Source organism: Pseudoalteromonas sp. SG45-2, assembly GCF_014164115.1.
Taxonomy (GTDB): Bacteria; Pseudomonadota; Gammaproteobacteria; order Enterobacterales; family Alteromonadaceae; genus Pseudoalteromonas; species Pseudoalteromonas distincta.
Genome location: NZ_JACJEO010000009.1, coordinates 87,166 through 113,505, shown reverse-complemented (window position 1 = coordinate 113,505; position 26,340 = coordinate 87,166). Strand labels below are relative to the sequence as shown.

The 26,340-nt window shown below is 40.1% G+C and carries 22 protein-coding genes; 11 read left to right on the top strand and 11 right to left on the bottom strand.

Features of this window, described 5'->3' with window-relative positions:
• Position 1 precedes the first annotated feature (1 nt).
• On the top strand, positions 2-736 hold the full coding sequence (locus H5116_RS08565; RefSeq protein ID WP_182715953.1) for a 5-oxoprolinase subunit PxpA: 735 nt from the start codon (positions 2-4) through the stop codon (positions 734-736).
• A 155-nt stretch (positions 737-891) separates the two neighbouring features.
• Positions 892-2,910 carry a S9 family peptidase gene (locus H5116_RS08560; protein ID WP_182715952.1) on the top strand — a complete coding sequence of 673 codons (2,019 nt, stop codon included), beginning with the start codon at positions 892-894 and terminating at the stop codon, positions 2,908-2,910.
• A gap of 819 nt (positions 2,911-3,729) precedes the next feature.
• Here H5116_RS08560 and H5116_RS08555 read toward each other — a convergent pair.
• Positions 3,730-5,331: an isocitrate lyase gene (locus H5116_RS08555; protein ID WP_182715951.1), complete on the bottom strand. Its 1,602-nt coding sequence runs from the start codon at positions 5,329-5,331 to the stop codon at positions 3,730-3,732.
• Between the two features lie 239 nt (positions 5,332-5,570).
• On the opposite strand from H5116_RS08555, the gene H5116_RS08550 reads away from it, so the two are divergent.
• Positions 5,571-7,760, top strand: coding sequence for a malate synthase G (locus H5116_RS08550; RefSeq protein WP_182715950.1), 2,190 nt, complete (start codon positions 5,571-5,573; stop codon positions 7,758-7,760).
• 200 nt (positions 7,761-7,960) lie between these two features.
• On the opposite strand, the gene H5116_RS08545 is transcribed toward H5116_RS08550, so the two are convergent.
• The 4 genes from H5116_RS08545 to H5116_RS08530 all read right to left on the bottom strand — a co-directional run bounded on the left by H5116_RS08545 (position 7,961) and on the right by H5116_RS08530 (position 12,712).
• The gene (locus H5116_RS08545) at positions 7,961-8,686 is read right to left on the bottom strand and encodes a YebC/PmpR family DNA-binding transcriptional regulator (RefSeq protein ID WP_182715949.1); all 726 of its coding nucleotides are present in this window, start codon (positions 8,684-8,686) and stop codon (positions 7,961-7,963) included.
• A 145-nt stretch (positions 8,687-8,831) separates the two neighbouring features.
• Positions 8,832-9,449 (bottom strand): HAD family hydrolase, encoded by a 618-nt coding sequence (locus H5116_RS08540; protein WP_182694230.1) that lies wholly within the window; start codon positions 9,447-9,449, stop codon positions 8,832-8,834.
• 321 nt (positions 9,450-9,770) lie between these two features.
• On the bottom strand, positions 9,771-10,265 hold the full coding sequence (locus tag H5116_RS08535) for a DUF6702 family protein (RefSeq protein WP_165723789.1): 495 nt from the start codon (positions 10,263-10,265) through the stop codon (positions 9,771-9,773).
• A complete protein-coding gene (locus tag H5116_RS08530; RefSeq protein ID WP_182715948.1) occupies positions 10,265-12,712 on the bottom strand; it encodes a M1 family metallopeptidase in 2,448 nt (815 codons plus the stop codon). Before H5116_RS08530 ends, H5116_RS08535 begins: the two co-directional genes overlap by 1 nt.
• A gap of 579 nt (positions 12,713-13,291) precedes the next feature.
• On the opposite strand from H5116_RS08530, the gene H5116_RS08525 reads away from it, so the two are divergent.
• The 4 genes from H5116_RS08525 to H5116_RS08510 all read left to right on the top strand — a co-directional run bounded on the left by H5116_RS08525 (position 13,292) and on the right by H5116_RS08510 (position 19,186).
• Positions 13,292-13,528 carry a hypothetical protein gene (locus H5116_RS08525; protein WP_002959190.1) on the top strand — a complete coding sequence of 79 codons (237 nt, stop codon included), beginning with the start codon at positions 13,292-13,294 and terminating at the stop codon, positions 13,526-13,528.
• Positions 13,529-13,606: 78 nt separating this feature from the next.
• Entirely contained in the window at positions 13,607-14,854 is a 1,248-nt protein-coding gene (locus tag H5116_RS08520; RefSeq protein WP_182715947.1) for an exonuclease SbcCD subunit D C-terminal domain-containing protein, read from the top strand.
• Positions 14,851-18,501, top strand: a complete 3,651-nt coding sequence (locus tag H5116_RS08515; protein WP_182715946.1) for an AAA family ATPase — start codon at positions 14,851-14,853, stop codon at positions 18,499-18,501. Before H5116_RS08520 ends, H5116_RS08515 begins: the two co-directional genes overlap by 4 nt.
• 28 nt (positions 18,502-18,529) lie before the next feature.
• Positions 18,530-19,186, top strand: a complete 657-nt coding sequence (locus H5116_RS08510; protein WP_024596051.1) for a class I SAM-dependent methyltransferase — start codon at positions 18,530-18,532, stop codon at positions 19,184-19,186.
• 182 nt (positions 19,187-19,368) lie between these two features.
• Here H5116_RS08510 and H5116_RS08505 read toward each other — a convergent pair whose 3' ends face one another.
• From H5116_RS08505 to H5116_RS08495, 3 genes are read right to left on the bottom strand one after another with little or no spacing between them, the layout of a single operon-like run.
• A complete protein-coding gene (locus H5116_RS08505) occupies positions 19,369-19,761 on the bottom strand; it encodes an ACT domain-containing protein (protein ID WP_182715945.1) in 393 nt (130 codons plus the stop codon).
• 19 nt (positions 19,762-19,780) lie between these two features.
• Positions 19,781-20,344 carry a DUF6942 family protein gene (locus H5116_RS08500; RefSeq protein ID WP_182715944.1) on the bottom strand — a complete coding sequence of 188 codons (564 nt, stop codon included), beginning with the start codon at positions 20,342-20,344 and terminating at the stop codon, positions 19,781-19,783.
• A gap of 1 nt (position 20,345) precedes the next feature.
• Positions 20,346-20,801, bottom strand: coding sequence for a YaiI/YqxD family protein (locus tag H5116_RS08495; RefSeq protein ID WP_002959175.1), 456 nt, complete (start codon positions 20,799-20,801; stop codon positions 20,346-20,348).
• 130 nt (positions 20,802-20,931) lie between these two features.
• Between H5116_RS08495 and H5116_RS08490 the strand changes: the two genes are divergently transcribed.
• Complete coding sequence (locus H5116_RS08490; protein ID WP_024605217.1) at positions 20,932-21,462, top strand: lipocalin family protein; 531 nt, start codon at positions 20,932-20,934, stop codon at positions 21,460-21,462.
• A 222-nt stretch (positions 21,463-21,684) separates the two neighbouring features.
• On the opposite strand, the gene H5116_RS08485 is transcribed toward H5116_RS08490, so the two are convergent.
• The 3 genes from H5116_RS08485 to H5116_RS08475 are packed head-to-tail and all read right to left on the bottom strand — an operon-like array spanning position 21,685 to position 23,956.
• Positions 21,685-22,020 (bottom strand): DUF3325 domain-containing protein, encoded by a 336-nt coding sequence (locus tag H5116_RS08485; protein ID WP_182715943.1) that lies wholly within the window; start codon positions 22,018-22,020, stop codon positions 21,685-21,687.
• On the bottom strand, positions 22,017-23,618 hold the full coding sequence (locus H5116_RS08480; RefSeq protein ID WP_182715942.1) for a PepSY domain-containing protein: 1,602 nt from the start codon (positions 23,616-23,618) through the stop codon (positions 22,017-22,019). The genes H5116_RS08485 and H5116_RS08480 overlap by 4 nt, the downstream gene beginning before the upstream one ends.
• Positions 23,615-23,956 carry a hypothetical protein gene (locus H5116_RS08475; protein WP_182715941.1) on the bottom strand — a complete coding sequence of 114 codons (342 nt, stop codon included), beginning with the start codon at positions 23,954-23,956 and terminating at the stop codon, positions 23,615-23,617. The genes H5116_RS08480 and H5116_RS08475 overlap by 4 nt, the downstream gene beginning before the upstream one ends.
• A 227-nt stretch (positions 23,957-24,183) precedes the next feature.
• Here H5116_RS08475 and H5116_RS08470 point away from each other — a divergent pair, with 227 nt between their 5' ends.
• From H5116_RS08470 to H5116_RS08460, 3 genes are all read left to right on the top strand, one after another.
• Positions 24,184-24,540 (top strand): VOC family protein, encoded by a 357-nt coding sequence (locus H5116_RS08470; RefSeq protein ID WP_182715940.1) that lies wholly within the window; start codon positions 24,184-24,186, stop codon positions 24,538-24,540.
• 150 nt (positions 24,541-24,690) lie between these two features.
• Positions 24,691-25,272, top strand: coding sequence for a uracil-DNA glycosylase family protein (locus H5116_RS08465; RefSeq protein WP_138490136.1), 582 nt, complete (start codon positions 24,691-24,693; stop codon positions 25,270-25,272).
• Between the two features lie 86 nt (positions 25,273-25,358).
• Entirely contained in the window at positions 25,359-26,237 is an 879-nt protein-coding gene (locus H5116_RS08460) for a bile acid:sodium symporter family protein (RefSeq protein ID WP_182715939.1), read from the top strand.
• Positions 26,238-26,340: the final 103 nt, after the last annotated feature.

Here is a 26,340-nt window from a genome sequence, read left to right as displayed (position 1 = left end):
TATGAAGCTCAATTGTGATTTAGGCGAAAGCTTTGGCGCATGGAAAATGGGGCTAGACGATGACGTTATGCCACATATTGATATGGCTAATATTGCGTGTGGGTTCCATGCAGGTGATGCCGACGTAATGGCAAACACTCTTGTACTTGCCAAACAACATAACGTACAAATTGGTGCTCACCCAAGCTACCCAGACAAGCAGGGCTTTGGTAGACGCTCAATGGTACTTAGCGAAAAAGAGCTTACAAATTGCCTGCACTATCAAATAGCCGTTATTGAGGGGATGGCAAAAGTACAAGGTTTAACACTTAGCTATGTAAAACCCCACGGCGCACTTTATAACGACATGATGGCAAATGATCAAATATTACAAACCGTTATAAATGCAATCGCCAGCTACCCAATAGATTTAAAGCTAATGATTTTAGCGACTAAAAATGCCAATAAGCACATTCAAATAGCTAAAGATTCAGGAGTTGATCTAATACTTGAGGCATTTGCCGATAGGCAGTACACCGACGACGGGCATTTAGTGTCACGAACACTTGAGGGTAGCGTTCACAACAAAGCTGCATTACTAAAACAAGTAACTCAGCTTTTATCCGATGGCAGCGTGACAACACAAACTGGAAAAAAACTAACGCTCAACGCCCATAGCTTATGCGTACATGGCGACAACGCTGATGGCATAGCGCTTATAAAAGACATAAAAGCCCTGTGTAACTCAGCTAACTAAACACTTTTACACAACCACAAATAGAAGCTGTAAACCCCCTTTACAGCTTTAACTCATAGATTTAAATAAGAGCTTCATCGCATCCTACTGTTAATTTAATAATCCCTAACATATAACTACTTAGCAAATTAAAAAAAGTAACAACAGGGATAAAAATGAAAAAGCTTTTAACACTTAGCCTCATTTTAGGTTGTAGCAATTTAGCCTACGCTGAAACAAATACACTACAACTGCAAGACGTGTTTAATTTAGAATATGCTAATCAAATAGATATAACCGAAGACGGTAAAACTGTTTATTTTGTGCGTAACCGAATGGATATAAAAACAGATCGCAAAGTGGGTAATATTTGGTCTGTTGATTACAAAACCAAACAAATGCAGCCGCTAACCTCTGGCGTACATATGGATTATTCGCCAGTACTCTCTCCTGATGGTCAACGCCTTGCGTTTATATCAACCCGCGATGGCAGCAGCCAAATATATATTAAATGGCTTAAAACAGGTGCTATGGCAAAAATTAGTAACTTAACGAGTAGTCCACGTTCGATTACATGGAGCCCTGATTCTAACCAATTAATATTTAGCATGTTTGTCCCAAGCGCTAATTCAGCGCCAGTGAGCTTACCAGGTAAACCAAAAGGCGCAACCTGGGCAAAGCCCGCCAAATTTATTGATGATGTGTATTACCGTTCAGATGGTGGCGGTTACACACAAAAAGGTTTTAGCCAATTATTTTCCATAGATGCTAACGGAGGTAATGCTAAACAACTCACTGATGATGAATTTGATAACGCGGGCGATGTAAGTTTTAGTAAAGACGGTAAATCACTTTATTTTTCTGCGAACAGGCACACAAACAACCAACTAAAACCCACAAATAGTGAAATTTATAAACTCGATTTGGCCTCGCAAAATATAACTGAAATTACTGATCGAAATGGTCCTGATGAGCAGCCTAAAGTATCGCCCGATGGTCGTTACTTAGCGTACACAGGTTACGATGATAAACGCACTAACTACGAAAATGCTCAACTTTACATTCGTGATTTAAAAACAGGTAACACAACTAGCTTAACGCCAAATTTTGATAGAAGCGTAGGTCAAATAAAATGGAGTGCCAATTCAAAAGGTGTGTACTTTAGTTACGCCGATAAAGGTCAAACCGCCCTCGCCTATCAACCACGCAGTGGCAAGCGTAAAATAATAACAACCCAAATTGGCAGCGTTGCCTTTGGGCGCCCTTATTCTGGTGGCGACTTTGATGTAAGCGAAGATGGCGAAGTAGCCTTTACCCTTGCCGATACTCAGCGCCCTGCTGATATAGCAACAATTAAACGCGGTAAAGCGCAGCGTTTAACTACCCTTAATGCAGATGCACTGGGCGACAAAGCTTTGGCTAAAGTGGAAGAAATTTGGGTTAAATCAAGTCACGATGAGTTACCTATTCAAGGTTGGGTTGCTTACCCACCAGAATTTGATAGCAGCAAAAAATACCCGCTAATACTAGAAATTCACGGCGGCCCTGTCGCTAATTATGGCCCGCACTTTAGCGCTGAAATTCAACTTTTTGCAGCCAAAGGTAATGTCGTTTTATACATGAACCCACGTGGTAGTGATTCCTATGGTAAAGAGTTTGCACAAACTATTCATCATAATTACCCTAGTAACGATTTTGACGACTTAATGACGGGCGTTGATGCGCTAATAGCGAAAGGCTTTATTGACGAGTCTAAATTGTTTGTGACCGGTGGTTCTGGCGGCGGCGTGCTAACAGCTTGGATTGTGGGTCATACCGATCGTTTTGCTGCGGCTGTAGTTGCCAAACCGGTTATTAATTGGATCAGCTTTGTACTAACTGCCGATTTTTACCCGTTTTTTGCTGATTACTGGTTTCCAGGGAAACCATGGGATCACATTGAGCATTACATGAAACGCTCGCCTATTAGCTATGTTGGAAACGTTAAAACTCCTACTATGTTGCTCACTGGGGAATCTGACTACCGTACACCAATTTCAGAAACTGAACAGTTTTATCAGGCATTAAAGTTACAAGGTGTTGATACTGCAATGGTGCGAATTCCTGATGCATCGCATGGTATTACAGCTCGCCCATCAAACTTAATGACCAAAGTTGCTTATATTCAATGGTGGTTTGATAAACACACTAAATAACCTAAAATTTGTATAACATTTATAGCTCAAATAAAAGCCACTTTAAATAAGTGGCTTTTGTATTTATCGCCGTAGTATTCAAACTGTAAACCCCCTTTACACTTCTGTGACAGTTAAATATCGGACTTAGCTAAAACTTCAGTTAGTAAAATTTCGGTTTATAGCATTTTTTGTAACTTGAGTTGGTAAAAAATCGGTTTGAGTCACTGTTTATAACCTCTCAGTTAGTAAAATTTTGTTTTATAGCAACGAGAAGTTAGTAAAAAATCGGTTTATAAATTATCTTCGTTTGCCTATTTAAGCAAAAATCAGTCACTTATCAGCCTTTTAAAGTTGTTGTAAACGCTTTTTACAGCAAAATCACCCCAAATATGCCGTTTTATGAAAGGTTAGTTAAACTCTGATCTGTAAATTCACTCAGGTAGTTAAATAGTGATCCAACATGATTTGGCAAGGGCGTGTTGAACTTTGGTGGGTTAATTTGCAGCAGTATGTTTGGTTTTTAGGCAAGGCGGAGCTTATGTAGTGTGGTTATTCCCCATGAATAGGCGATAACGTAGCATAAATACCAAACATGCGCTGCCCTTTGGGTTCTTTCTAGGGACGATAAACTCTTTGTTGCTCGGTTTTTACTTAGCCCACTAGGTTACAAACCTCGCGCCGCGATTTAATCGCCCCTAGTTTGAACAAATTTCAATCCACAAAGATCAACACGCCCTAGTTAAAGTCTGATCTGTAATTATGCTTCAATGTTCTAACTTTAATTAAAACAATAAAAAAGGGCCTATCGGCCCTTGAGTAACACTATCTAGTTAGGAATTAAAACTGGTTCATGGTGTTGTCTTCACCACCGGCTTTTAGCGCGTTATCACCAGAGAAGTATTCTTTGTGTGTATCGCCCATGTTAGACCCTGCTAGGTCTTGGTGCTTAACAGAAGCTTGCTCGCGGCGAATTTCTTGGCGTTGTACATCACGCACGTAAGCCAGCATACCCATATCGCCAAAGTAACCTTCTGATAAAATATCAGTGCTTAGCGCAGCCGTATGGTACGTAGGCAGAGTAATTAAGTGATGGAAAATACCTGCTTCACGTGCGCCATCGCGCTGGAAGTTTTGCACTAGTAAATCGGCTGATTGTGCAAGCTCTGTTGCATCCATTTCTGGTGCCATAAGGCCTTTATTATCGCCAAGGCTTGGGTAAGCACTAAGGTCACGGCCTGCTTCTTCCCACTCTTGATACACTTGCTCACGAAACTTAAGCGTCCAGTTAAACGAAGGCGAGTTGTTGTATACCAGTTTTGCATTTGGCACGTGTTCTTTTACACGATTCACCAGTTCTGCAATTTGTTTAACATGTGGTTTTTCTGTTTCAATCCACAGTAAATCAGCGCCCGACTGCAAGCTAGTAATACAGTCTAATACTACGCGGTCTTTTTCAGTGCCTTCGCGGAACTGGTATAAACCGTTATCTAGGCGAGTTGGTTTACATAACTGGCCATTAATTTTCATTGCCGTGTCGCCTTCATTTAAGTCATCAACACCGTTAATGGGCGTGGTTTCTAAAAATGCATTGTATTGGCTTGCTAAGTCTCCTGGTGTTTGCGACACAGGTACCTTTTGCGTAAGGCTGGCACCCAATGAATCTGTACGTGCCACAATAATACCGTTATCAATACCTAGCTCTAAAAAGGCGTAACGTACTGCGTTAATTTTTGCTAAAAAATCTTCGTGTGGAACGGTCACTTTACCCGCTTGGTGACCACATTGTTTGGCGTCAGATACTTGATTTTCTATTTGAATGGCACACGCACCGGCTTCAATCATTTTTTTAGCCAGTAAGTAAGTTGCTTCTTCGTTACCAAAACCTGCGTCAATATCAGCAATAATTGGCACAACATGGGTTTCAAAGTTGTCTATTTTATCAATAACAGCTTGAACATCGCCGCCGTTCGCTTTTGCTTCATCTAGGTCGTTAAACAAGTGGTCTAGTTCACGTGCATCAGCTTGCTTTAAAAACGTGTAAATTTCTTCAATTAGCGCAGGTACCGATGTTTTTTCATGCATGCTTTGATCTGGCAGCGGACCAAATGCAGAGCGGAGCGCTGCAACCATCCAGCCACTTAAGTATACATAGCTGCGTTTAGTTGTTTTTTGATGGCGCTTAATAGCCATCATCATTTGTTGGGCAGTAAAGCCATGCCAACAGCCTAAAGATTGCGTGTACTGGCTTGTGTCGGCGTCATATGCAGCCATATCTTCACGCATTACGTCTGCTGTGTATTGCGCAATTTCAATCCCTGTACGAAAACGGTTTTGTAAACGCATACGGCTTGCGTATTCAGGGTTAATAGCTTTCCATGCGCTGCCTTGTGTTTGGCAAAGAGTAGAGAGTGTGTCTGTTTCGCGTTGATATGTTGTCATAATAAAATCCTTCGAACGAGTGTGTAAATTATTTTAATGTTGTGAGAGTGGCTAGGAGTGTGTTCCGTAGCGCTTAATTCAACATTAGGCTCCTTTTCTAGATTTAGTAAATTTATAGTTGTTATTGTGGCTATACATTTTGTGAATAGCTAAAAAGCACTCAACATTGCCTTTTTGAGTTATTGTTGCCTTACGCACAAGCACACAACAACATCGCGACCGTTTAAAGGAAGGCAACTATGTCCCACACTCTCACACATTCAGGACTCAGCGTAGATACACAACTCGCTGATTTCGTTAAAAATCAATTGCTACCAGGCACTCACTTAAGTGAGTCACAATTTTGGCAAAGTTTTGCACATATCGTTCAAACACTTACCCCTATTAATAAGGCACTGCTTGAAAAGCGAGAGCTGCTTCAACAGCAAATAGACGACTACCATCTTGCTAATAAAACCTGGGATAGCGCTAAATACCAAGCCTTTTTGCAAGATATTGGTTACTTAGTAAAAGAGCCTGCCAACTTCGAAATTGAAACCCAAAATGTAGAGCCCGAAGTGGCCCTTACAGCAGGCCCTCAGTTAGTTGTGCCTGTAAGTAATGCACGCTTTGCACTTAATGCCGCTAACGCTCGCTGGGGCTCGTTATACGACGCCTTATATGGTACTGATGTGTTAAGCGAAGATGACGGGGCTGAAAAAGGCAATACCTACAACCCTGTTCGTGGTTTTAAGGTAATGGCCTACGCTCGCCAGTTTTTAGATAAAGCATTGCCGCTGACCAATGGCTCGCATATAGAAAGCACGAATTACTCAGTAGTAGATGGCGCACTTTTAATTACCTTGCGTGACAGCTCTCAAACCACATTAGCTAACCCATCTCAGCTTATTGGCTATCAAGGAGAAGCACAAAACCCAACTGTAGTGTTATTAAAAAACAATGACTTACACATAGAGCTACATATCGATCACCACCACATTATTGGCCAAGCTGATAAGGCTGGTTTAAAAGATGTAGTGCTAGAGGCCGCTCTTACCACCATTATGGATTGTGAAGATTCAGTAGCTGCGGTAGATGCAGAAGATAAAGTACAAGTTTATAAAAATTGGCTTGGGTTGATGCAAGGTAACTTAGTTGAATCGTTTAAAAAAGGCGATAAAACTGTTGAGCGTACCCTGCAAAGTGATAAAACATATACCGCACTTGATGGCGGCACCGTTACTTTAAAAGGCCGTAGCATGATGTTTGTAAGAAACGTTGGCCATTTAATGACGAACCCTGCTATTACCGATGTGTTTAATCAACCGGTGTTTGAAGGCATTATGGATGCGATGTTTACAGCCACTGCTGCCCTGCACGACCTAAATAAAAAAACAGGTATCAAAAATTCAAGCGCGCAAAGTATTAATATAGTAAAACCCAAAATGCATGGCCCAGAAGAGGTGGCATTTACTAACACTTTATTTAGCTTAGTAGAGGAAGCGCTAAGCTTACCTAAAAACACGCTTAAAATGGGTATTATGGATGAAGAACGCCGCACTTCTGTAAACCTAAAAGCCTGTATTTGTGCAGCCAAAGAGCGTGTTGTATTTATAAATACTGGATTTTTAGACCGTACCGGCGATGAAATTCATACCTCTATGCAAGCGGGCGTTGTGCTTCCAAAAGCACAGATTAAGCAGCAACCATGGATACAAGCTTATGAGGATCGCAACGTCGATATTGGCCTTGCTTGTGGCTTAAGTCATAAAGCACAAATAGGTAAAGGCATGTGGCCAATGCCAGATAAAATGGCATTAATGATGGAGCAAAAACAAGCTCACCCTAAATCAGGCGCTAATACTGCATGGGTGCCCTCCCCTACAGCCGCTACCCTGCATGCAATGCATTATCACGATATAAACGTATTTACTGAGCAGCAAAGTATAGCTAAACGTACTATTGCGAGCCTTAATGACCTGCTTACACCGCCGCTAATGGCAGACCCTAAAACGCTTTCAAAAGAAGATATTCAAAGTGAGCTAGAAAATAACGCACAAGGTATTTTAGGTTACGTTGTACGTTGGATTGATCAAGGCGTAGGCTGCTCAAAAGTACCTGACATTAACCATATAGGTTTAATGGAAGACAGAGCCACACTGCGTATTTCAAGCCAGCATATGGCTAATTGGTTGCTAAATGGCGTGTGCTCACAAGCGCAAATAAAATCAACAATGGCTAAAATGGCCAAAGTGGTTGATGGACAAAACGAGCATGACACTGCGTATACACCTATGGCAACAAGCGAAGAAACCCTTAATAACAGCATTGCCTATCAAGCCGCTACTGCATTAGTTTTAGAGGGCGTAACGCAACCTAGTGGTTACACTGAACCACTACTACATAGCTACCGTATAAAATATAAGTCACAAAAGTCGAATACGCTTTAACTGCTTAATCAAAGTTAAAATTAAGTACTAAACCAGCTTTTAAGCTGGTTTTTTATCGCCTAACATTAGAATAACAGCACTTTTAAGGCATTTTAAAGGTATATAGATAATACACATGAATATCTAACATTTATTCAAACGTAAAAAAGCGTGTTTTGCATACACAAAACACGCTTTTTAAAGCTTTTAACCGTTTACGTTTAATTTTTTACAATGGCATTGTGATAAATATTTTGTACATCGTCACAATCTTCAAGCATATTTATAAACTTATCAAAGTTAGCAACAACTTCTTCGTCTTCAATTTCAATATTAACTTGAGGAATAAACGTAATTTCGTCTACTTCAAAGTTAATGCCTTCAAATGCGTCTTCAAGGGCAGTTTTAGCTTTAAAGTATTCTGTTGGCGGTGCAAATACTGATATTTTACCATCCTCGGCTTCAACATCGCTTACATCAACATCAGCCATCATTAATGCTTCTAATACGACTTCATCGTCATCGCCTGCAAAGCCAAGTACCGCATAATGATCAAACATATGCGCTACACAGCCAGGAGTACCAATTTTTGAGTCTGTTTTAGTAAATGGTAAACGTACATCTTTGATAGTACGGTTCGGATTGTCAGTTAAACAGTCAACAATAACCATGCAGTTACCAGGGCCATAGCCTTCATAACGGGCAACAGAGTAATCTTCTCCTGCGCCACCGGCTGCTTTTTCAATTGCTTTTTCAATAACGTGTGCGGGAACTTGGTCTTTTTTAGCTTTTTCGATTAGACGGCGAAGTGTTTGGTTTACTTCGGGATCGGGATCACCATTTTTTGCTGCAACGTAAATCTCTTTGCCGTACTTTGAGTTTACTTTTGTTTTTGCATTGGCTGTTTTGATCATAGAACTTTGACGAACTACAAATGCTCTGCCCATTTTGTGCCCCTAATGAATACGTTACGTTTTGCGGTATTTTACCAATTCAAAACGTATTGGGCTAGCTCCGCAATGGGCAAAACTTGATTAATAAAAACTTTTATAACTACATACTCATTTCAGAATAAATCAAATGGCATGCTATTTAACATAACTCTATTTTTTCAGAATAACTCTCAACTAATGTCACTAATTCAACAAAGTCATGTAAAACGTAATCTGCCTGATCGGCATAAGCAGGCGTTGACTCTGGAGCGTATAAACACGCGCGCATATTTGCATTGTGCGCAGCTTGAATGTCGTAAAGGTAATCGCCTACATAAAGTAAATTTCTGGCGTTAATGTTCCAAAGTGTAGCAATGGCATTTAAAGCGCTGGGATCTGGCTTTGCTGGGGCATCGCTTCGCGTTAAAACTGTGCTGATAGGGAGTGGATTATTTTGTAATTTCATTGCCGCTGCTTTATCAAAATTGCGAGTAACAATCGCCATCGGAATATTTTTAGACTTTAAAGCATGAATAGCTTCACTCACACCAGGTAATATACTGGCATGTTGTGCATCTATTAATTCGTGTTGGTGAACTATATTCATTGCCTCTTCACGCATATACGGTGAGGGCAACTGAGCAATGTAATCAAGTAAGTCTTGCTCGCAAGGGCAACCTATTTGGGCCTTTATTAATGCAAAATCTAATTCTGATGAAACCAATGTTCCATCTAAATCAAAAATCACTCCAAAAATAGCCTCAACCTGAGTAGTCATATCATTCCCTGAATTTAGTTATTACTAAATAAAATTTAAACATAAAATTCTCTACTGCTTATGCCCAAGCCAGTTATAGCTAAAGGGATAAATGAAACTAACTATATTTAAATTATTTATTTGCACTGCTATCAATCTATTGATAATACAGTAAATATAATTGGTAGTTGTAGCATGCGCAAAAAAAGGTAAATATACAAATTGAACTCACAAATTTTACGTAAATTTACAAATAACAGATCAAACATGAACGCAGTTTAAACGTATGAAGAAAACGCGCACATAAACTGCTGTGCGCGTCGGTTGGGGAAGTTTTAACTGTTAATTTTGCTCAAAGCGGGCTTCGAGCCAAGTATCATCTTGAGCAAAGTTTAAAGTTTTAATTTTGCCTTTGCCCTCAACGTTTACCATATTTACCTGAGATGGCCATAAATCACGAAGCGCGCCATTGCTCATTTTAATTCCTTCAATGTTTTCAGGAATTGGTGCTTCTTGGTAAACCCAAAAAAACTTACCATCAACTTGTGCTCCCACAAAGTTAAGTGGTAAAGGTTCACCACTTAACGTTTGTAGAGCAACATGCGATTCAACATACTTAGCAAAACGTTGCTGATCGGCTTTATTACTAATAATATCAATTTTGCCTTCAAATAATGTTCCTACGGCGTGTTCGGTATCATGTAAATAAAAGCGATGCATTAACTCAACATTATGCGTTCGTTTATTAAAAAGCACGGTTGTAACTGACGATTTTAGTTGATGCGCCATACTCGGTGCAGCAACTAAAAGGCAAACAATAATAAGCAAAAAGCGCATTATTGCGGCTCCTCACCGTTATCTTTTTCGTCTTTCTTCTCATCAGTTTTAAGCTCAGTTTTAATATCTTGCATGATATCGCGACTTACTTTAGCTTTACTCTTTTCCTTTTTAAACACTTCAATACGTGAAGGAATAATACGACGAGGGTAGTTATTATTTTCAATATCTACATCCGCAGTTTCCCAATTAGGATCTACAGTAACTGATACAAGCGGTTTGTTTTTATCGGTAACAATTAGCTTTTGAACATTTTTATAATTACGACGCCAAATTTCAGCAGGAATATAGCGCTCTTCTTTAGTGCCATCTTCATATGTTAGCTCAAGTAATATAGGCATTACCAAACCACCAAGGTTTGAAAATTCCATAACGTAGTAGTTTTTATCTTCTTCTAAAGCACGTTCAAGCGTTTTACGCTCCCACGGCTCTAAGCCTTTTAAAAACTTGTTGTACGAGTTACGTTCTTTATTGGTTACAGTAAAGCGGTCATTTTCGTCATAAAAATCGGTAACATCAGGGTTTTGCTCAACCCATGTTTTTTTACCTTCGGCGCGGTTACGCTCAACAAATAATGACGTAGGCTTGTCTGCTTCAATATCACGTAAACGGCTGTAATCAATATCAGGGTTTTTAGTGTCTAAACGTAGTTGATATACTTTATCTAAAGAGATATCAACATGGTCTGTGGTGTAAAACCAGCCACGCCAAAACCAATCTAAATCAACACCAGAGGCTTCTTCCATTGTGCGGAAAAAATCAGCTGGGGTAGGGCGCTTGTATTTCCAGCGCTGAGCATACTCTTTAAATGCAAAGTCGAATAAGTCACGGCCTAAAATTACTTCACGTAAAATATTAAGGGCTGCGGCAGGTTTAGTATAAGCATTAGGGCCTAAACGTAATACGCTGTCTGACTGAGTCATAATTGGTACTTGGACTTCTGACTTCATGTAGCTCACTATATCGCGAGGCTCAACACCCCAAGGAATAGTAGGATCCCATTCACGACCAGCAACACCATCTAAAAAGCTGTTTAAGCCTTCATCCATCCACGTCCATTGGCGCTCATCTGAGTTCACAATCATCGGAAAGTAAATATGACCCACTTCATGAATAACTACGCCAAGTAAAAAGCGCTTTTCAGCCTGAGAATAAGTACGAGTACCGTCATCTTGTAACTTAGTACGCGGACCGTTAAAGGTGATCATTGGGTATTCCATACCACCAACTGGGCCATTAACCGACTGTGCAGTTGGGTACGGGTAATCAAAAGAATACTTAGAGTACACTTCCATTGTGTGCACTACCGCTTCAGTTGAGTACTTTTTCCATAAGTCACCACCTTCTTTAGGGAAGAACGACATTGCCATAACTAAAGGCTGAACGTCACCACCTTGTTGATAACCTTTTGCATCCCACATAAACTTACGAGACGACGCCCAAGCAAAGTCACGAACATTCTGCGCTTTAAAGTGCCACGTTTTAGTTTTGTCGGTGCCTTCTTTTTCGTTTTCTAGCGCTTCTTCTGCGTTAACAATAAACACAGGGCGCTTAGATGTTTCAGCTTGCTTTAAACGTTTGCGCTGAGTACTTGTAAGTACTTTACTCGCGTTATCAAGCTTACCTGTTGCCGATACAATGTGATCCGCAGGAACAGTAATCTCAACATCGTAATCACCAAACTCAAGCGTAAACTCACCAGAGCCTAAAAATGGCTTGTTTGTCCATGCTTCGTAATCGGTATAAGCCGCTAAGCGAGGGAACCACTGAGCAATTAAGAATATGTCGTTGCCATCTTCTTCAAAGTGCTCGTAACCAGAACGTGCACCTACAGCATCTTCTTCAACAATGTTGAAGGCAAAGTTCATGCTAAATTCTACTTCTTTACCTGGTTTTAATGGCTCTTTTAAATCAATGCGCATTAAAGTATCAACTACAGTTACGCGTAGCTCTTTACCATCGTCATCCTTTACGCCACTGATTGTATAACCCAGTTCGTTGTCGCTCATAAATTGCTGACGGCGTAAGTCACCTAAACTTAATTTAGCAGGCTTTTGAGCTGGTAGGCTTTCTAAAGTGCTTTTAAACGTTTTAGTTGTTTCGGCAATAGAATCACTTTTAAAAATATTTTGATCTAACTGTAACCATAAATATTTAAGTGTATGCGGAGAGTTATTTTTATATTCAATGCTTTGGCTACCGGTAATACGGTGCTTTTTTTCATCTAGCTTTACATCAATATCGTAGTTTACACGTTGCTGCCAGTATTTTTCACCTGGTTCGCCAGCGGCACTACGATAAACGTTGGGTGTAGGAAGCGCTTCGTCTAATTGACGAAATTTATCAACAAAAGAACCTTTTGTTTGCTCAACCGAAGACGCCATAACCGCACTAGATATTGCCAAAGGCAATACAAAAGCACTTAGCGTAAGACCTATTTTTTTCATTGTTAGTCCTAATATAATTTTGTGAGCATACTTTGACAAATATACCAGTTAGCTTCAATAAATTAGCGACCAAGTACCGTATTTTTAGGGTGATGTTCACTTAGTTTATTAGATTGAAAAGTACAATTATTTTGTAACAAAATACGAATAAATAAAAACTGTAAAGGGGCTTTACAAAAGTGGGTTTTAATAATGGTTTTGAGCTGTTAAATACAAGTTTTAGAGCTTGGTAAAAGCACATTAATTTTACCTACGTTGCTAAAAAAGTATTGCTTTAACATTATCAGGTAAACCAATAATCCTATGTATAAGTGTCTCAAATTTCCAACAAGTAAAATGAGCTAAAAGCCCACTCTACTGAACAAAAATACAGTGAAAACAGCTGAATTATTGGCTCAAATATTGCCGAACTTCCTTAATGTTCGCTATTTTTACGATAAATGATAAATAGTGCAATTTTAGGTTGATCTTTAATGCAGTTTATATTTAAAATCGCCAACCTTTTTATTTGAGGCAAATAAATTCGTCACATTTATCCTCAAATTAATATCGATTACTAGCAAGAAATGCGGTGGGCTTATGGATTTTTACATCCTAAAAAAACAACAAGAACTAATTGCGATTCCAGCAAGTGAGAATAACTGTAAGCAGTATCTCGATTCGGGTTATTTTTATATCGATAAAGTAGCAGCGTGCAACGAAACTAATGCATTAAAGGCGCTACACGCAAAACAAACTAAAACGTTAAAAATTCCATTATTAATGGCACTTTTAGCATTACCGGTTGTTTTTTCAGCTTGGTACAGTTTAACCTAAGGTAATACACGGCTTAGGCTTGCATCTTTAACTGCCTTGGGTATATTGGCGCTCTTACGGTTTAATTAAGAGCGCGACATGAAAGTCCTCCACACCTCAGATTGGCACCTTGGCCAACAATTCTACGAACACGACCGCCGTGTTGAGCATCAAGCCTTTTTTACATGGTTATTAGCCACTCTTGTTGAACAACAAATAGACTTACTTTTAGTGGCTGGCGATATTTATCATACCGCGACTCCAAGCGCTAGCGCCGAAAATCAGCTTTACCAATTTATTAAAGACGCCAAAAAGGCATCTCCACAATTACACGTAGTAATTATTGCGGGTAACCACGACTCTGCAAATCGTATTTTGGCAGCTCAGCCATTACTAGCGCAATTTGATACACACGTAGTAGGGCGCTTTGATGTCGCGACACCCGATGAAACTGTTATTACCATAGATACCAATGGTAAACGCGCTGTAATCGTCGCTATGCCATTTTTACGTGCAAGCGATGTAAGTTTACTTAGCCAAACTGAAAACGGCCCTAGTTACGCTCAAGGCGTTGCAAAAGCTTATGAACTTGCACTAGAGCAAGCTACTAATATAAACGAGCAAAACTCACCACTAATAGTTATGGGGCATTTACACGCAAAAGGCGGGGATATCTCAAGTGATTCTGAGCGTAACTTAGTAATAGGTGGTGAGGAGTCTATTTCAGCCAATGTATTTGGTAAACAAGCCAACTATGTTGCCCTTGGGCACTTACACAAAGCGCAACAAGTCGCTAAAAGCGATATTATTCGCTACAGCGGCACACCTATACCTATGTCGTTTTCAGAACGTAACTACACGCACCAAGTAAATGTTGTTGAGTTTATTATTGATGAAAAACAACATATTAGTACAACTGTAAACCCCCTTTACATTCCGCGCTCTGCCGATGTAATTGTTTTACCAAAAGGGGAGTGTGTGCCATTAAGCGAACTATGCGAGCAAATTAAAGCGCTCGACACTGCACAAAATACAATAGCGCCTTATTTACGTGTAAAGCTTAAATCAAGCGATACCGACACCACCTTCAGAGAACAAATAGAACAAGCACTTGAAGGCAAGCATATTAAATTTTGTGGTATTGAACGTGTACGTGAGCAATCGACTCAAAATGACGATAACACCGTATTTGAAGATTTAAGCGAAGTTGAAATGCTCAACCCGCTTAACTTATTAGAACAAGCATTTGCAAACGATAAAGATATGGCAGGGCAAAGCGTACCCGATGAGCTAAAAGCACTTTTAAGTGATGTGATAAACGAGCTTACGGAGCAAGAACAACTATGAAAATAACCGCAGTTCGTATTCATAATTTAGCCTCAATAGTTGATGCTGAAATAGACTTTACTCAAGCCCCATTAAAAGATGCAGGCTTATTTGCAATAACAGGCGATACCGGCGCTGGTAAAAGTACCTTTTTAGATGCCATTTGTTTAGCCCTTTATACAAAAACAGCGAGGCTGCGCGGCGATAAAGGTAACTTAATTGAGTTTAACGGCGACAGCATTAAGCTTAATGATGCGCGAAACTTGCTACGCAGAGGTACATGGGAAGGCTACGCCGAGGTCGACTTTTTAGGACAAGATAAACAGCTTTATCGTGCGCGCTATACAATTGCACGGACCCATAAAAAAGTAACAGGCAAACTTAAAGTAGCAGAGCACACTTTAGTAACCCTGCCAGACGAAACCCTTATAGCTGACAAAAGCCACACAATAAAAGAAGTCGAGAGTAAAATAGGGCTTAACTTTGAGCAGTTCTCCCGTGCCGTACTTTTAGCGCAACATGAGTTTGCTGCATTTTTAAAAGCCACTGGCGATGAGCGAGCGCAACTTTTAGAGTGCTTAACAGGCACCGATAAATTTAGCCGTATTGGCGTGCGTATTTTTGAGCGCCATAAAGAGCAAGTGGCAAAGCTTGAAGCGCTTAAAGCAGGCCTTGAAAGCTATACCTTATTAACACCAGAAGAACTCGAGTTACAACAAACCAAGTTAACCGATTTAAAAGCGCAAACCGAACACACTAAAAAAGAGCTGACCAAAACCGAAAAAGCACTTAACTGGTATCAGCAAGCTACAGTGCTTGAGCAAAATTTACTGCAGGCACAGCAAACCCAGCAACAAGCAAGCTCAGCGCTTGAAAGTATCGTTGTTCAAAGCGAGCAAGCAAAACAAGCTAAACAAACGCTTGAAATAAAAGATAACCGCAGCCGTTTTACTCAATTAACCGATCAAAATACGGCGTTAGATCAGCAAATAGCATCGCTTAAAAGTGTTGATCATTTAGCGGTAATTAACGAGCGTAACACCGCGCTTGCTAAGCATACTGAGCTACTTAATAACGCCAATGGGCAAAAACAAAATGCAGCGCCCGTTATAGCAAAAGCGAGAGAGCTCGACAGCAGCATTGCTTTGCAAACTCAAGCTGTAAAAGGCGCAGAGTCGCAAATAATCAAAGAGCAAACTCAACTTGATGAGCTCAATCAGCAGCTTAAACAAAGCAATAACGAGCTAGAACTCGCTAATACCGACTCAACTAAAAGCCAGCAATGGCTTAGTGAGCATGCACAGCTGCACGTTTTAGCAAAAGACTGGAGCTACTATCAGCAAAGCTTTAATACCTACTTAAATGCACAACAGCAATTAACTGCAAACCTTGCACAAAGCCAAACTCTTAATACCGAGCTTGCAGGTCAGAGCAAGCATTTAAATACACAAAGTAATAAAGTGCAGGAGTGCGAGGCGTTACTTACGAGCGAGCAGTCAGCTTTGCAGGTTTTAAACACTCAGCTTAATGAATTTAATGCAGAGCACTGCGACGCGCAGCTAAAAAGTATTGATTACTTAAAAGAGCAGCGAGAGCGCTATAAGCAATTTAATGCGGACCTAAAACAAAGCACTCAACGCCAGCAAGTGCTCAATCAGCAGCTAAATGAAAGCCAGCAAGTCCATGTTTTACTTAATCAGCATTTAATAACCAGCGAGCAAGCACTTAAAGGCAGCGAGTACGCACTTAACCAAGCGCGCTTAAGAGCCAGCGAAAACGTAGAGCATTTACGCACTGAGCTTCGCCCTAATGAGCCTTGTTTAGTGTGCGGCGCCACTGAGCACCCGTATGCGGTAAACCAAAATCAGCAATTAAATAACTTAATTACCGATTTTGAAAATGCTTTTAATACCGCTAAAAAGCAATTTGACCATGCACAAAGTGAGCTGCATAAGCATCAAACTCAACATGCTGTATTAACTGCTGAACACGGACAACTTGAGCAAGTAATTCAAACGGCAAAAACCAAACAGCTCGACATTAGAAATACCATGCTAGGCGCACGTAGTGAGCTTAACGACTTAACGCCTGATCAGCTTGAAGTAACTTATAAGCAACTAACGCAGCAAAAAGCGCAATACTTTGAGCAACAAAAACGTCAACGTACACTGCAAACTAAAGTAAATGAGCTACAAGCAGCACTTAAAGCAGAGCAGCAAGTACAGCAGCAACTGAGTAATAAACACCTTGAGCTTACACACCAGCAAAACCAGTTAACGAGTAAGCATAGCGAACTAAGCGCGCAAATTAACGAGCTGGGTACAACGCTTAATAGCCAATTTGAAAACAGTGATTTTTGGCAGCAACTACAAGCCAATACGCTTGAACTTACCGAGCTGAGCGTGCAGGTTTCGCAGTATCAGCAAACTCAAACGCAACTTGAGCAAAGCCAAAAACGTCAAGACACAGCTAATGAGCAAATAAAGCAGCTCACACCGCTTGTTAGTAAAAGCGAGCAATCGTTAAAAGCACTTAATGAAGAGCTTGTTAAAGCTAAAAATTTACTAAGCACTGTGCAAAGTGAGCGCTTAGCTTTATTTAATAACGAGCAAATAAGCGCAGACGACTACCAAGCAAAACTTACAAGTGCGCAAGAGCAAATGCAATCGCAGGTTCAAGCGAGTCATAAAGCCTATGACGACGCTATAAAACAACGAGATGAGCACGCTATAACGCTTAAAAATGTGGAGCAACGCTTACATGAAAACAGCCAAGAACTAGCAACACTTGAGGCACGTTATAACCAGTGGTTTACTGACTTTAAAGCGCAATACAACGATGTAACGCACGAACAGGTCAAAATTTTACTAACGCTCAGTAGCGATACTATTAAAGCACATTTAAATCAACACGAGCAGTTAACTCAAGCGTTAACAGATGCAAATGCCGCATTAAAACAGCAGCAACTTACGCTTGGAAAACACAACAGTAGCGATAAGCCAACACAAAGTGCAGAGGCTTTAAGTACGCAATTAAGCAGCTTAAATGAGCAACAAACGCAGCTGCAAAATTCATTACTAGCAACTAATACCGCTATTGAGCAACACAACCAAAACGCAAAGGCGCTTGAAGGCAAACAAGCTGAGTTAACTACGCTTAAAACACAGGTAGAGCAGTGGCACTTGCTTAATAAAGTATTGGGCGATGCAACGGGTAAAACCATGCGTAACTTAGCACAAACACAAACGTTAAAAATATTACTGCACTATGCCAACAGCCATTTAAAAACACTCAACAAACGCTACGAATTAACCGCAATAGCGCAAACGCTCGACATTGCAATTATCGACCGCGACATGGCCGACGAGCAACGCTCTGTTAATACGCTCTCGGGCGGTGAGTCATTTTTAGTATCGCTAGCGCTTGCACTTGGTTTAGCATCGCTTTCGTCTAACAAAGTACAAATCAATTCTTTGTTTATTGACGAAGGGTTTGGTACGTTAGACAGCGAAACCCTAAGCATTGCAATGGACGCTTTGGATTCTTTGCAAGCACAAGGCAGAAAAGTAGGCGTTATATCGCACGTAACACAAATGAGCGAGCGTGTAGCCACTCAAGTGCATGTAGCCAAAAAGCCAGGTGGATATTCCACAGTTGAAGTTTTATAAGCAACATTACTGAAAACAAGGAGATACAATGCCAACGTTTACAGGCGAGCAAGCAACACAATACGATAGCCGCATAACCCGTTTAGTGCCTGGTTATGAATTATTACATCAGCTCACTAATGCGCAACTACAAGCAACGCTAAGCGACAATGCGCATATTTTGGTAGTAGGGGCAGGCACAGGCAAAGAAGTACTTGCACTGGCTGCACTAAACCCTACATGGCAATTTACTGCGCAAGATACATCAGCCGATATGCTTGCTATCGCACAGCAGCAATTTGATGAACAAGGCATAACAAGCCGCGTAGATGTACATAATGGCCCAGTTGATAAGTTATCGGTTAAAGCCGATGCCGTTTTATGTTTATTAGTAATGCATTTTTTAGAAGATAACGGCGATAAAAAAGAGTTATTAAAAGCAATTAAAGGAAGTCTTAAAAAAGACGCAAACCTTTTTATTGCAGATTTAATGCGCCCCGAAACTTCATTTGAGCGCGAAGCCCAGCTCACAACGTGCGCGCAATTGGGTTTAACCGAAACAGGTAAAACACAAACAGGGCACGACTTAGAAAATGAGTTTTACCCGCTTGATAGAATGCGCTTTAGCGAATTGCTAAATGAGTGCAAATTTGGCATTCCGAAGCTGTATTTTAAAGCCCTAGGTTTTAGCGGATATGTAGTTTAAGTTTCACAAGCTAAACAAGCACCCGCTATTTAGCACCAATAAAAACACCGAGTGAACAAACTCGGTGTTTTTATATAACCCTCTCTACACCCCGAAGTTTCTCTAAGCGTAGGTCGGATAAGTTAAGCGCCACCCGACGCTCTAATATCCACATCACTCAGATCATTACTGTGCCAGCAATCCTAACCAATCTCTCCAAGTGCTTTCATTGCAGCTTGTGCTTTGTCTGTTTGTACAAAAATATGGTCGTGATAAAACGCAGCTACCACATTAGCGCTAATGCCATGCTCAGTTAGCTTTGCAGATACCGCAGCTGTTAGCCCAACGGCCTCTAAGCTTGAATGTACATTAAGAGTAATTAAATTATATTTACCCTCGTAAGTAATACCTGCTTTACCGGCGGTTTCAGCTTTTAAAATAAGGGTTAGGCCTTCCTCTTCAACGTAAGTGGCAAGTGGCTCTAAGTGAACATAATCAGCCAATTTCCCTGCCAAACAGCAAAATATGTATTCACCTTGTTTAAGCACAGGCTGCATTGATTTTAATAATTCGTTTAACTCTAAAATTCCGGCCATGGTCGTTCCTTACAATGTGTTATTTAGTGCCTTTTAGCTGCGCGACTAGCTCGCTTAATCTCGCAATTTTTATATTACTTAATTGCCTGTAATCAAAATACGGGCACACAATAATGTTGTTACTGGTGTCTATTGCAAACTCGTCGTCGAGCCAATCAAATTGTGCATGCAACTTACCTTGTTGTAATAAGTTTTTAGCGTGCGTACGCCCAGCAATTATGTGTAGCTGATTTTGATTGCTAGTAGCTTTATCTGCGCAAGTAATAGTAGTGTCAGGCGCGCTAAATAGCAGGGCGGTTTTACTATTTTTTTGCAGTAAATACTCATCGCGATATTGTTGCCAAGTAGGGGCTTGTTTAGCAAATGAATAATGCTCACTTGGCAGGGAAAATAGCACTTTGGCGTAAACGTTAAACACTTTGCGCCAACCATTACCACAGTACTGGTTTATGGTATTTATTTGCTCATTTATAACCGGTTCTAGGCATTCAAGTGTTTCAAAAAACGGCATTGGCGGCGCTTTTGCTACGTATACCGCCACGCTAAATTGCGTATCACCTAAGCCAACTAATTGGGTATTCAAGTTAGTTAGCCTTGTTTTGCGCTAAAATACGGTCGAGGTTATTTGCAAAGTTTTGGCGATCGGTTTGGCTAAGTGGCGGCGGCCCACCACTCATTTCTACGCCGCTTGAGCGCATGGTATCCATAAAGTCGCGCACGTTAAGTATTGAGCGGATATTCTCGGTGGTATAAAGCTCGCCACGTGGGTTGAGTGCTTGCCCGCCGTTATCAATTACTTCACTTGCTAGCGGAATATCGCCTGTAATAACTAAATCGCCTTTTTCAACACGTTTTACTATTTCGTCGTCGGCTACATCAAATCCCGACGATACTTGAACGCGGCTTATGTATTTTGACGGCGGAATACGCATTGCGTGATTCGCTACTAAAATAGTCTCGATTTTCATACGCTCTGCAGCTCTAAAAAGTATTTCTTTTATAACAACAGGACACGCGTCTGCATCTACCCAAATTTTCATGCTATGGTCATTTTTATTGCTTTAGAATTAATACGATCCTATAGCAAATTTTTTTAATCGGCTAGCAAACTTTATATCCATCTATATTTAGATAATACGTACGATTTATGTAATTAAAAAAGGAGCTTACATGAAGGCTATTAAATACGGTTTACTTATTACAGGGTTATTTTTTCTTAGTGCCTGCACCAGCCCTCCTGAGGGAATAACACCCGTTAAAAACTTTGATATACAAAAATATAAAGGCAAATGGTTTGAAATAGCGCGGCTCAATCACTCATTCGAAGAAGGGATGGAGCAAGTTACCGCGACTTATTCAATTAACGACGACGGCACAGTAAAGGTCCTTAACAAAGGGTATTTAACGGATGATAAAAAATGGGATGACGCCGAAGGCTTAGCCAAGTTTGTTGAGGGCACCGACACAGGGCATTTTAAAGTCTCGTTTTTTGGTCCATTTTATGGCGCTTACGTGATTTTTGAACTTGACCAACCCGATTATCAATATGCATTTATAACCAGTTACAACAAAGATTACTTGTGGTTTTTGTCGCGTACACCAACGGTTAGCAAAGAGCTTAAAGAACACTTTTTAACTAAAGCTAAAGAGTTGGGCTTTGCTACCGATGAAATAATTTGGGTAAACCAAGAGACTATGTAAAGGGGGTTTACAGTTAGTTATATACGTTTTTAAAGTAGTAATAAAAGAGTAATTTAACTGTAAAGTAACTTAAATATATTATGGTTATATTGTGTGTACTTGCCGTGAGACAGCAAGTATTGGAAACACTGAATATCCCCTATTGTTGGCAAGCTATATAGCTTGCCATTTTTTTTGCCTAATCTATGGGAAAGTAACGGATCACGTTTTTACTAACTAAGGCTAGTTTAATGCTAAAAACAACCCACTTAGTACAACTAACACGCTATTTAAAACACTAAACCACTTCACGTAGCCTACTAAAAAATTATAAAAAACCATTATAATTAAGACACTTAGGCTCATAAATCCGCAAAATAGTAATGCACCATATCCATCTTGAGTAACTATACAAAGCACCAAACTTAGTAAAATACTGATCCAAGCAATTAATAGCAGCTTTTTACGTTGGGATTCTGTAGGGCGTTTTTTAAATACATCTTTAAAATGATTATACTTAGCTAGCGCAAAACAGTTAAAACTGAGCAGGCATAGGCTAAACCCAAGTAAATCAATCATGGTTTTTGCCCTTTAAAGTTATTAGATTGACTAGGGCTGGTTATTTTTGAGTTGTTTTTAGCAGTACGTAATTTTTCGGTTTGTATAAAAAACAATATACTAAATAACAAAAACAGTGCATCAAAAGTAAATAAAGCCCACTGTTTGTGCATCAAATAGCTAACTAGATTACCGTTAGTTGTAAGTGCATTAATAACCGGTACGCTTAAACATGCAACAGCATTTATAGCTGCCACAACTCGCCATTGCAGTGTGTCGCGCTTTATAAGTGCTAAAAGAGCAACCGCTAGCCATGTTAAAAAGAACGCGAGTATTTCTTTATCGGCGCGCTCTGCGGTAGTTGGGCTAAGTAGTCTGTTAGCAATAAAAAATGCACACGTTGCCAGTGGAAGTCCCATAATAGTGGCTAGGTTTAACCCCTCAACTAGTTTTAAACCAAACGAAGGTTTAACGTTATTTTTAGTTCGCTCGCGAATTCGCTTAGCCCACATAATACAGCCAGAGCCAATCATTACACAGCCTGCAATACCGCCTAATACGTATAACCAACGCAGTAACCACGTAGCTAAACGCCCTGTATGCATTGAATTAAGTGATTCGTAAAGCGCTTTGCTGCTAGTTAGCTCGTCATCAGTTTTAGCGACCATTTGCCCTGTAGCACCACTAAATATTAAGCGTGGTGCTTGGTCACGCAGTGTTTTACCTGCGCTTACCAATACGGTAATTGTTGAAGCTGCCATATTTGGTTGGTTAACTTGTACGCGAGTAATATCTGCATGAGGCCACTTAGTATAAACCTGATCCAAAATGCTTTGAATCGGCACCATTGACGATTCGCCTTGGGCTTTATCGGTCATGGTGTTGCGAGGGGTTACATCGTTAAAAAAGCCACGCATGCCGTTATCGTAAGACGTTTGCGCAGGGTAGGGAAACAACATAAATATAAGTGTAATTATACCCGTGTAAGTAATCATTAAATGAAAAGGAAGGGCAAGCACAGAGCTTAAGTTATGGGCATCTAACCATGTACGGCTACCTTTGTTACGCCTAAAGCTAAACATATCTTTAAAAATACGCTTATGAATAACCACCCCCGATATAATGGCAATCAGCATAAAAAAGCTAGCAAAGCACACAATCCAGCGTGCGGTTATTGCATCCATGTAATGTAAATCATAGTGCAGCCGGTAAAAAAAGTTACCGCCTTTAGTATCTACAAAGAGCTCAAGCTCTTGCATGGTATTAGGGTTTAGCTGTGTGTTTTCAAACTTACTGCGGCGCTGACCTGGCTCTTTTGGTTTTGCATAACCATAAATTAAATAAGGAATGCGTGGCTCGGGTAATGTAATACGCCAGCTTGATGAGTGAGCTCCATGGTTAGCTAAGTAATCGAACCCTGTAATTATTTGTTGTTTTTGCGCTTCTATACGCTGTGTTTGGGCTTGCACATTATGAATGGCTGGTTGATTCCACAACGTTATTTCGTCTCTAAAAAAGCTAAGTGTTCCTGCAAAAAATATTAAATATAATAACCAACAAACGAGTAACCCTACCCAAGTGTGCAACCAAGTCATCGATCTGAAAAAGCTGTCTTTCATACCCAACCCTTCAGTAATGCAAGCAATCCTATGAACGCTCCTATACTTAGTAAAATACTGATCCACACTGTTTTTAATGATTTAACGCTAAAAGCATAAATAAATACAACGGCATAAATTAAAATGCTGATTGAAACACTAAACAGCACAGCGTCTTGTTTAGCTATTGGCAACACAAGGCTTAATAACGCAGTGCTTGCAGAGGTAAAAGCATAGCCACCAATTATGGCAATAAAAAAACGTAAAAATACCAAAACTCGATAACTGCTTACGCTTTTTACTATATGCGCAATTACGTTAACCTTATCGAATGGCGCACTGTGTAAAGGTGCCTGCATAGTTAATTAATCCCTTTATTTAAAGCTGAGGATAAAACAAAGGCGCTATTATATATGTTACAAATACAAAAGATAGTTATTCTCATTTGTGGCATTTGATTTTTAAGTCAGTTATGCGTACTTAATTACTTAGTAAAATACTGATCTGATATTATTTAATGATATTGCACAGGCTCTATGTAAAGCTTAAGGTTAATAAACTGAGTAAAAATAAAGAGTGAATAACGATGAGCGATCACGAAAAACTAAATTACGTGGAGTTTCCTGCATGCGACTTACCCGCAACTAAGGCCTTTTTTAGTCGTGTATTTAATTGGCAGTTTACTGACTACGGCCCAGAATACACGGCGTTTAGTGGCCAAGGGCTTGATGGTGGCTTTTTTAATGCGCCGCTTAAATCGCTAACTCAAAACGGTGCTGCGCTATTGGTTTTTTATAGTAACGACATTCACGCTACGTATAAAAAAGTACAACTCCATGGTGGCACAATATTAAAACCTATTTTTGAATTTCCGGGTGGTTGCCGGTTTCATTTTGCAGAGCCGAGCGGCAATGAATTTGCTGTATGGGCCGAGCAACGCTAGGTTTTACAAGGCTTGTAGCGCGAATGAGCTTAAAGATCACGATTTTACTAACTAACGCTCGTTTTAATTAAAATAAACCGATTTTTTACCAACTCATTTATCCTAAATGGCCATTTAGGATAAATATTAAGCATTTAAGGCCAAATAAACATGAATAGTCACCAATTAATAGAGCAAGTTAGTAAATGCGTGATCTGTGAACCTCATTTACCTTTAGGGGCTCGTCCTGTTATACAATTTAACCCAAACGCACGTATTTTAATTGCAGGGCAAGCACCTGGAATCAAAGTTCACGAAACAGGTGTGCCGTTTAACGATGCAAGCGGAAACCGCCTGCGAGAATGGCTTGGGCTAACACGTGATGAATTTTACGACGCTAATAATATAGCCATTTTACCTATGGGCTTTTGCTACCCGGGTAGGGGGAAGTCGGGTGATTTACCACCGAGAAAAGAATGTGCGCCTGCATGGCGCGAGCAATTATTGGCTGCACTACCAAATATTGAGCTGACAATAGTGCTTGGTAAATACGCGCAGGCGTATCATTTACCAGAGACTAAAAAAATGCCACTTACGGAGTTAGTAAAATCGTGGCGTGAGTATTGGCCAAATTATTTAGTGCTTCCACATCCGAGTCCGCGTAATAATATATGGCTTAAAAAGAACCCATGGTTTGAACAAGATGTACTTCCAGAACTGGATAAGCACGTGGCTGCTATTTTAAATAAGTAATACTTCTAGTTATTGTAAAGGGGCGTTACAGTTAACTTAAAAATTAACACTCTAATTAAAAACAATAACAAACGAGGCTGTCTAATTTGAATGCATCTATATTAACTGAAGTAATACTTCCACTCGCCCTTGCACTTATTATGTTTGGTATGGGTCTTGGGCTCACAACAACCGATTTTACTCGTTTATTTAAAAGCCCGCTTGGCATTGTCATGGCTTTAATAGGCCAACTTGTAGCAATGCCTTTATTAGCATTAGGGCTGTGTTATTTACTAAACCTACCAACGCCTATCGCTATTGGTTTAATGATATTAGCTGCTTGCCCCGGCGGTACTATGTCAAATGTAGTAAGCCAGCTTGCTAAAGCTAATTTAGCGCTTTCGGTAAGTTTAACAGCTGCCTCTACCGCAATTAGTATAATAACCACACCGTTTATTATTGGCTTTGCTATGAGTCAGTTTGCCCCAGCAGACGATGCTACTTTTTCTATTTTAACTACTTCATTAGGGCTATTTTTTATTACCTTAGTGCCAGTTGCTATAGGCATTTGGTTGCGTCACTTTAAAAGTGATTTTGCCATTAAAGCAGAGCCGTTTTTTAGACGCTTCTCGTTGTTTTTTATGCTTATGATGATTGCCGCACTAGTAATAAAAGAGCGCGATTTATTAGTTAGCTCATTTAACAACGTATTTTGGGCGTGCATAGCGCTTAATATTGGTTCAATGGTTGTTGGTTGGTTAATTGCTAAGTGTTCAAAATTAAATTTAACTGATTCGCTGACGCTTTCAATTGAGGTTGGAATTCAAAATGCATCGTTAGCTATTTTAATCGCTATTAGCTTTTTAAATAAACCAGAATACGCAGTTACCGGTGGCGTGTATGGCCTTGCCATGTTTATAGGACCACTGCTATTAATTGGCGGGTTAAAGCTTAAAAATAAACGTACCGCTAGGGCTGTTAACTAGGACTTTTAATTAGGGCATGTTGACCAAGTTACTTTAATTTATGGCTGCGGATAACGTAGCCTTAAACTCAAGTCTAAAAATACCACCAGTTAAATGTATGCTC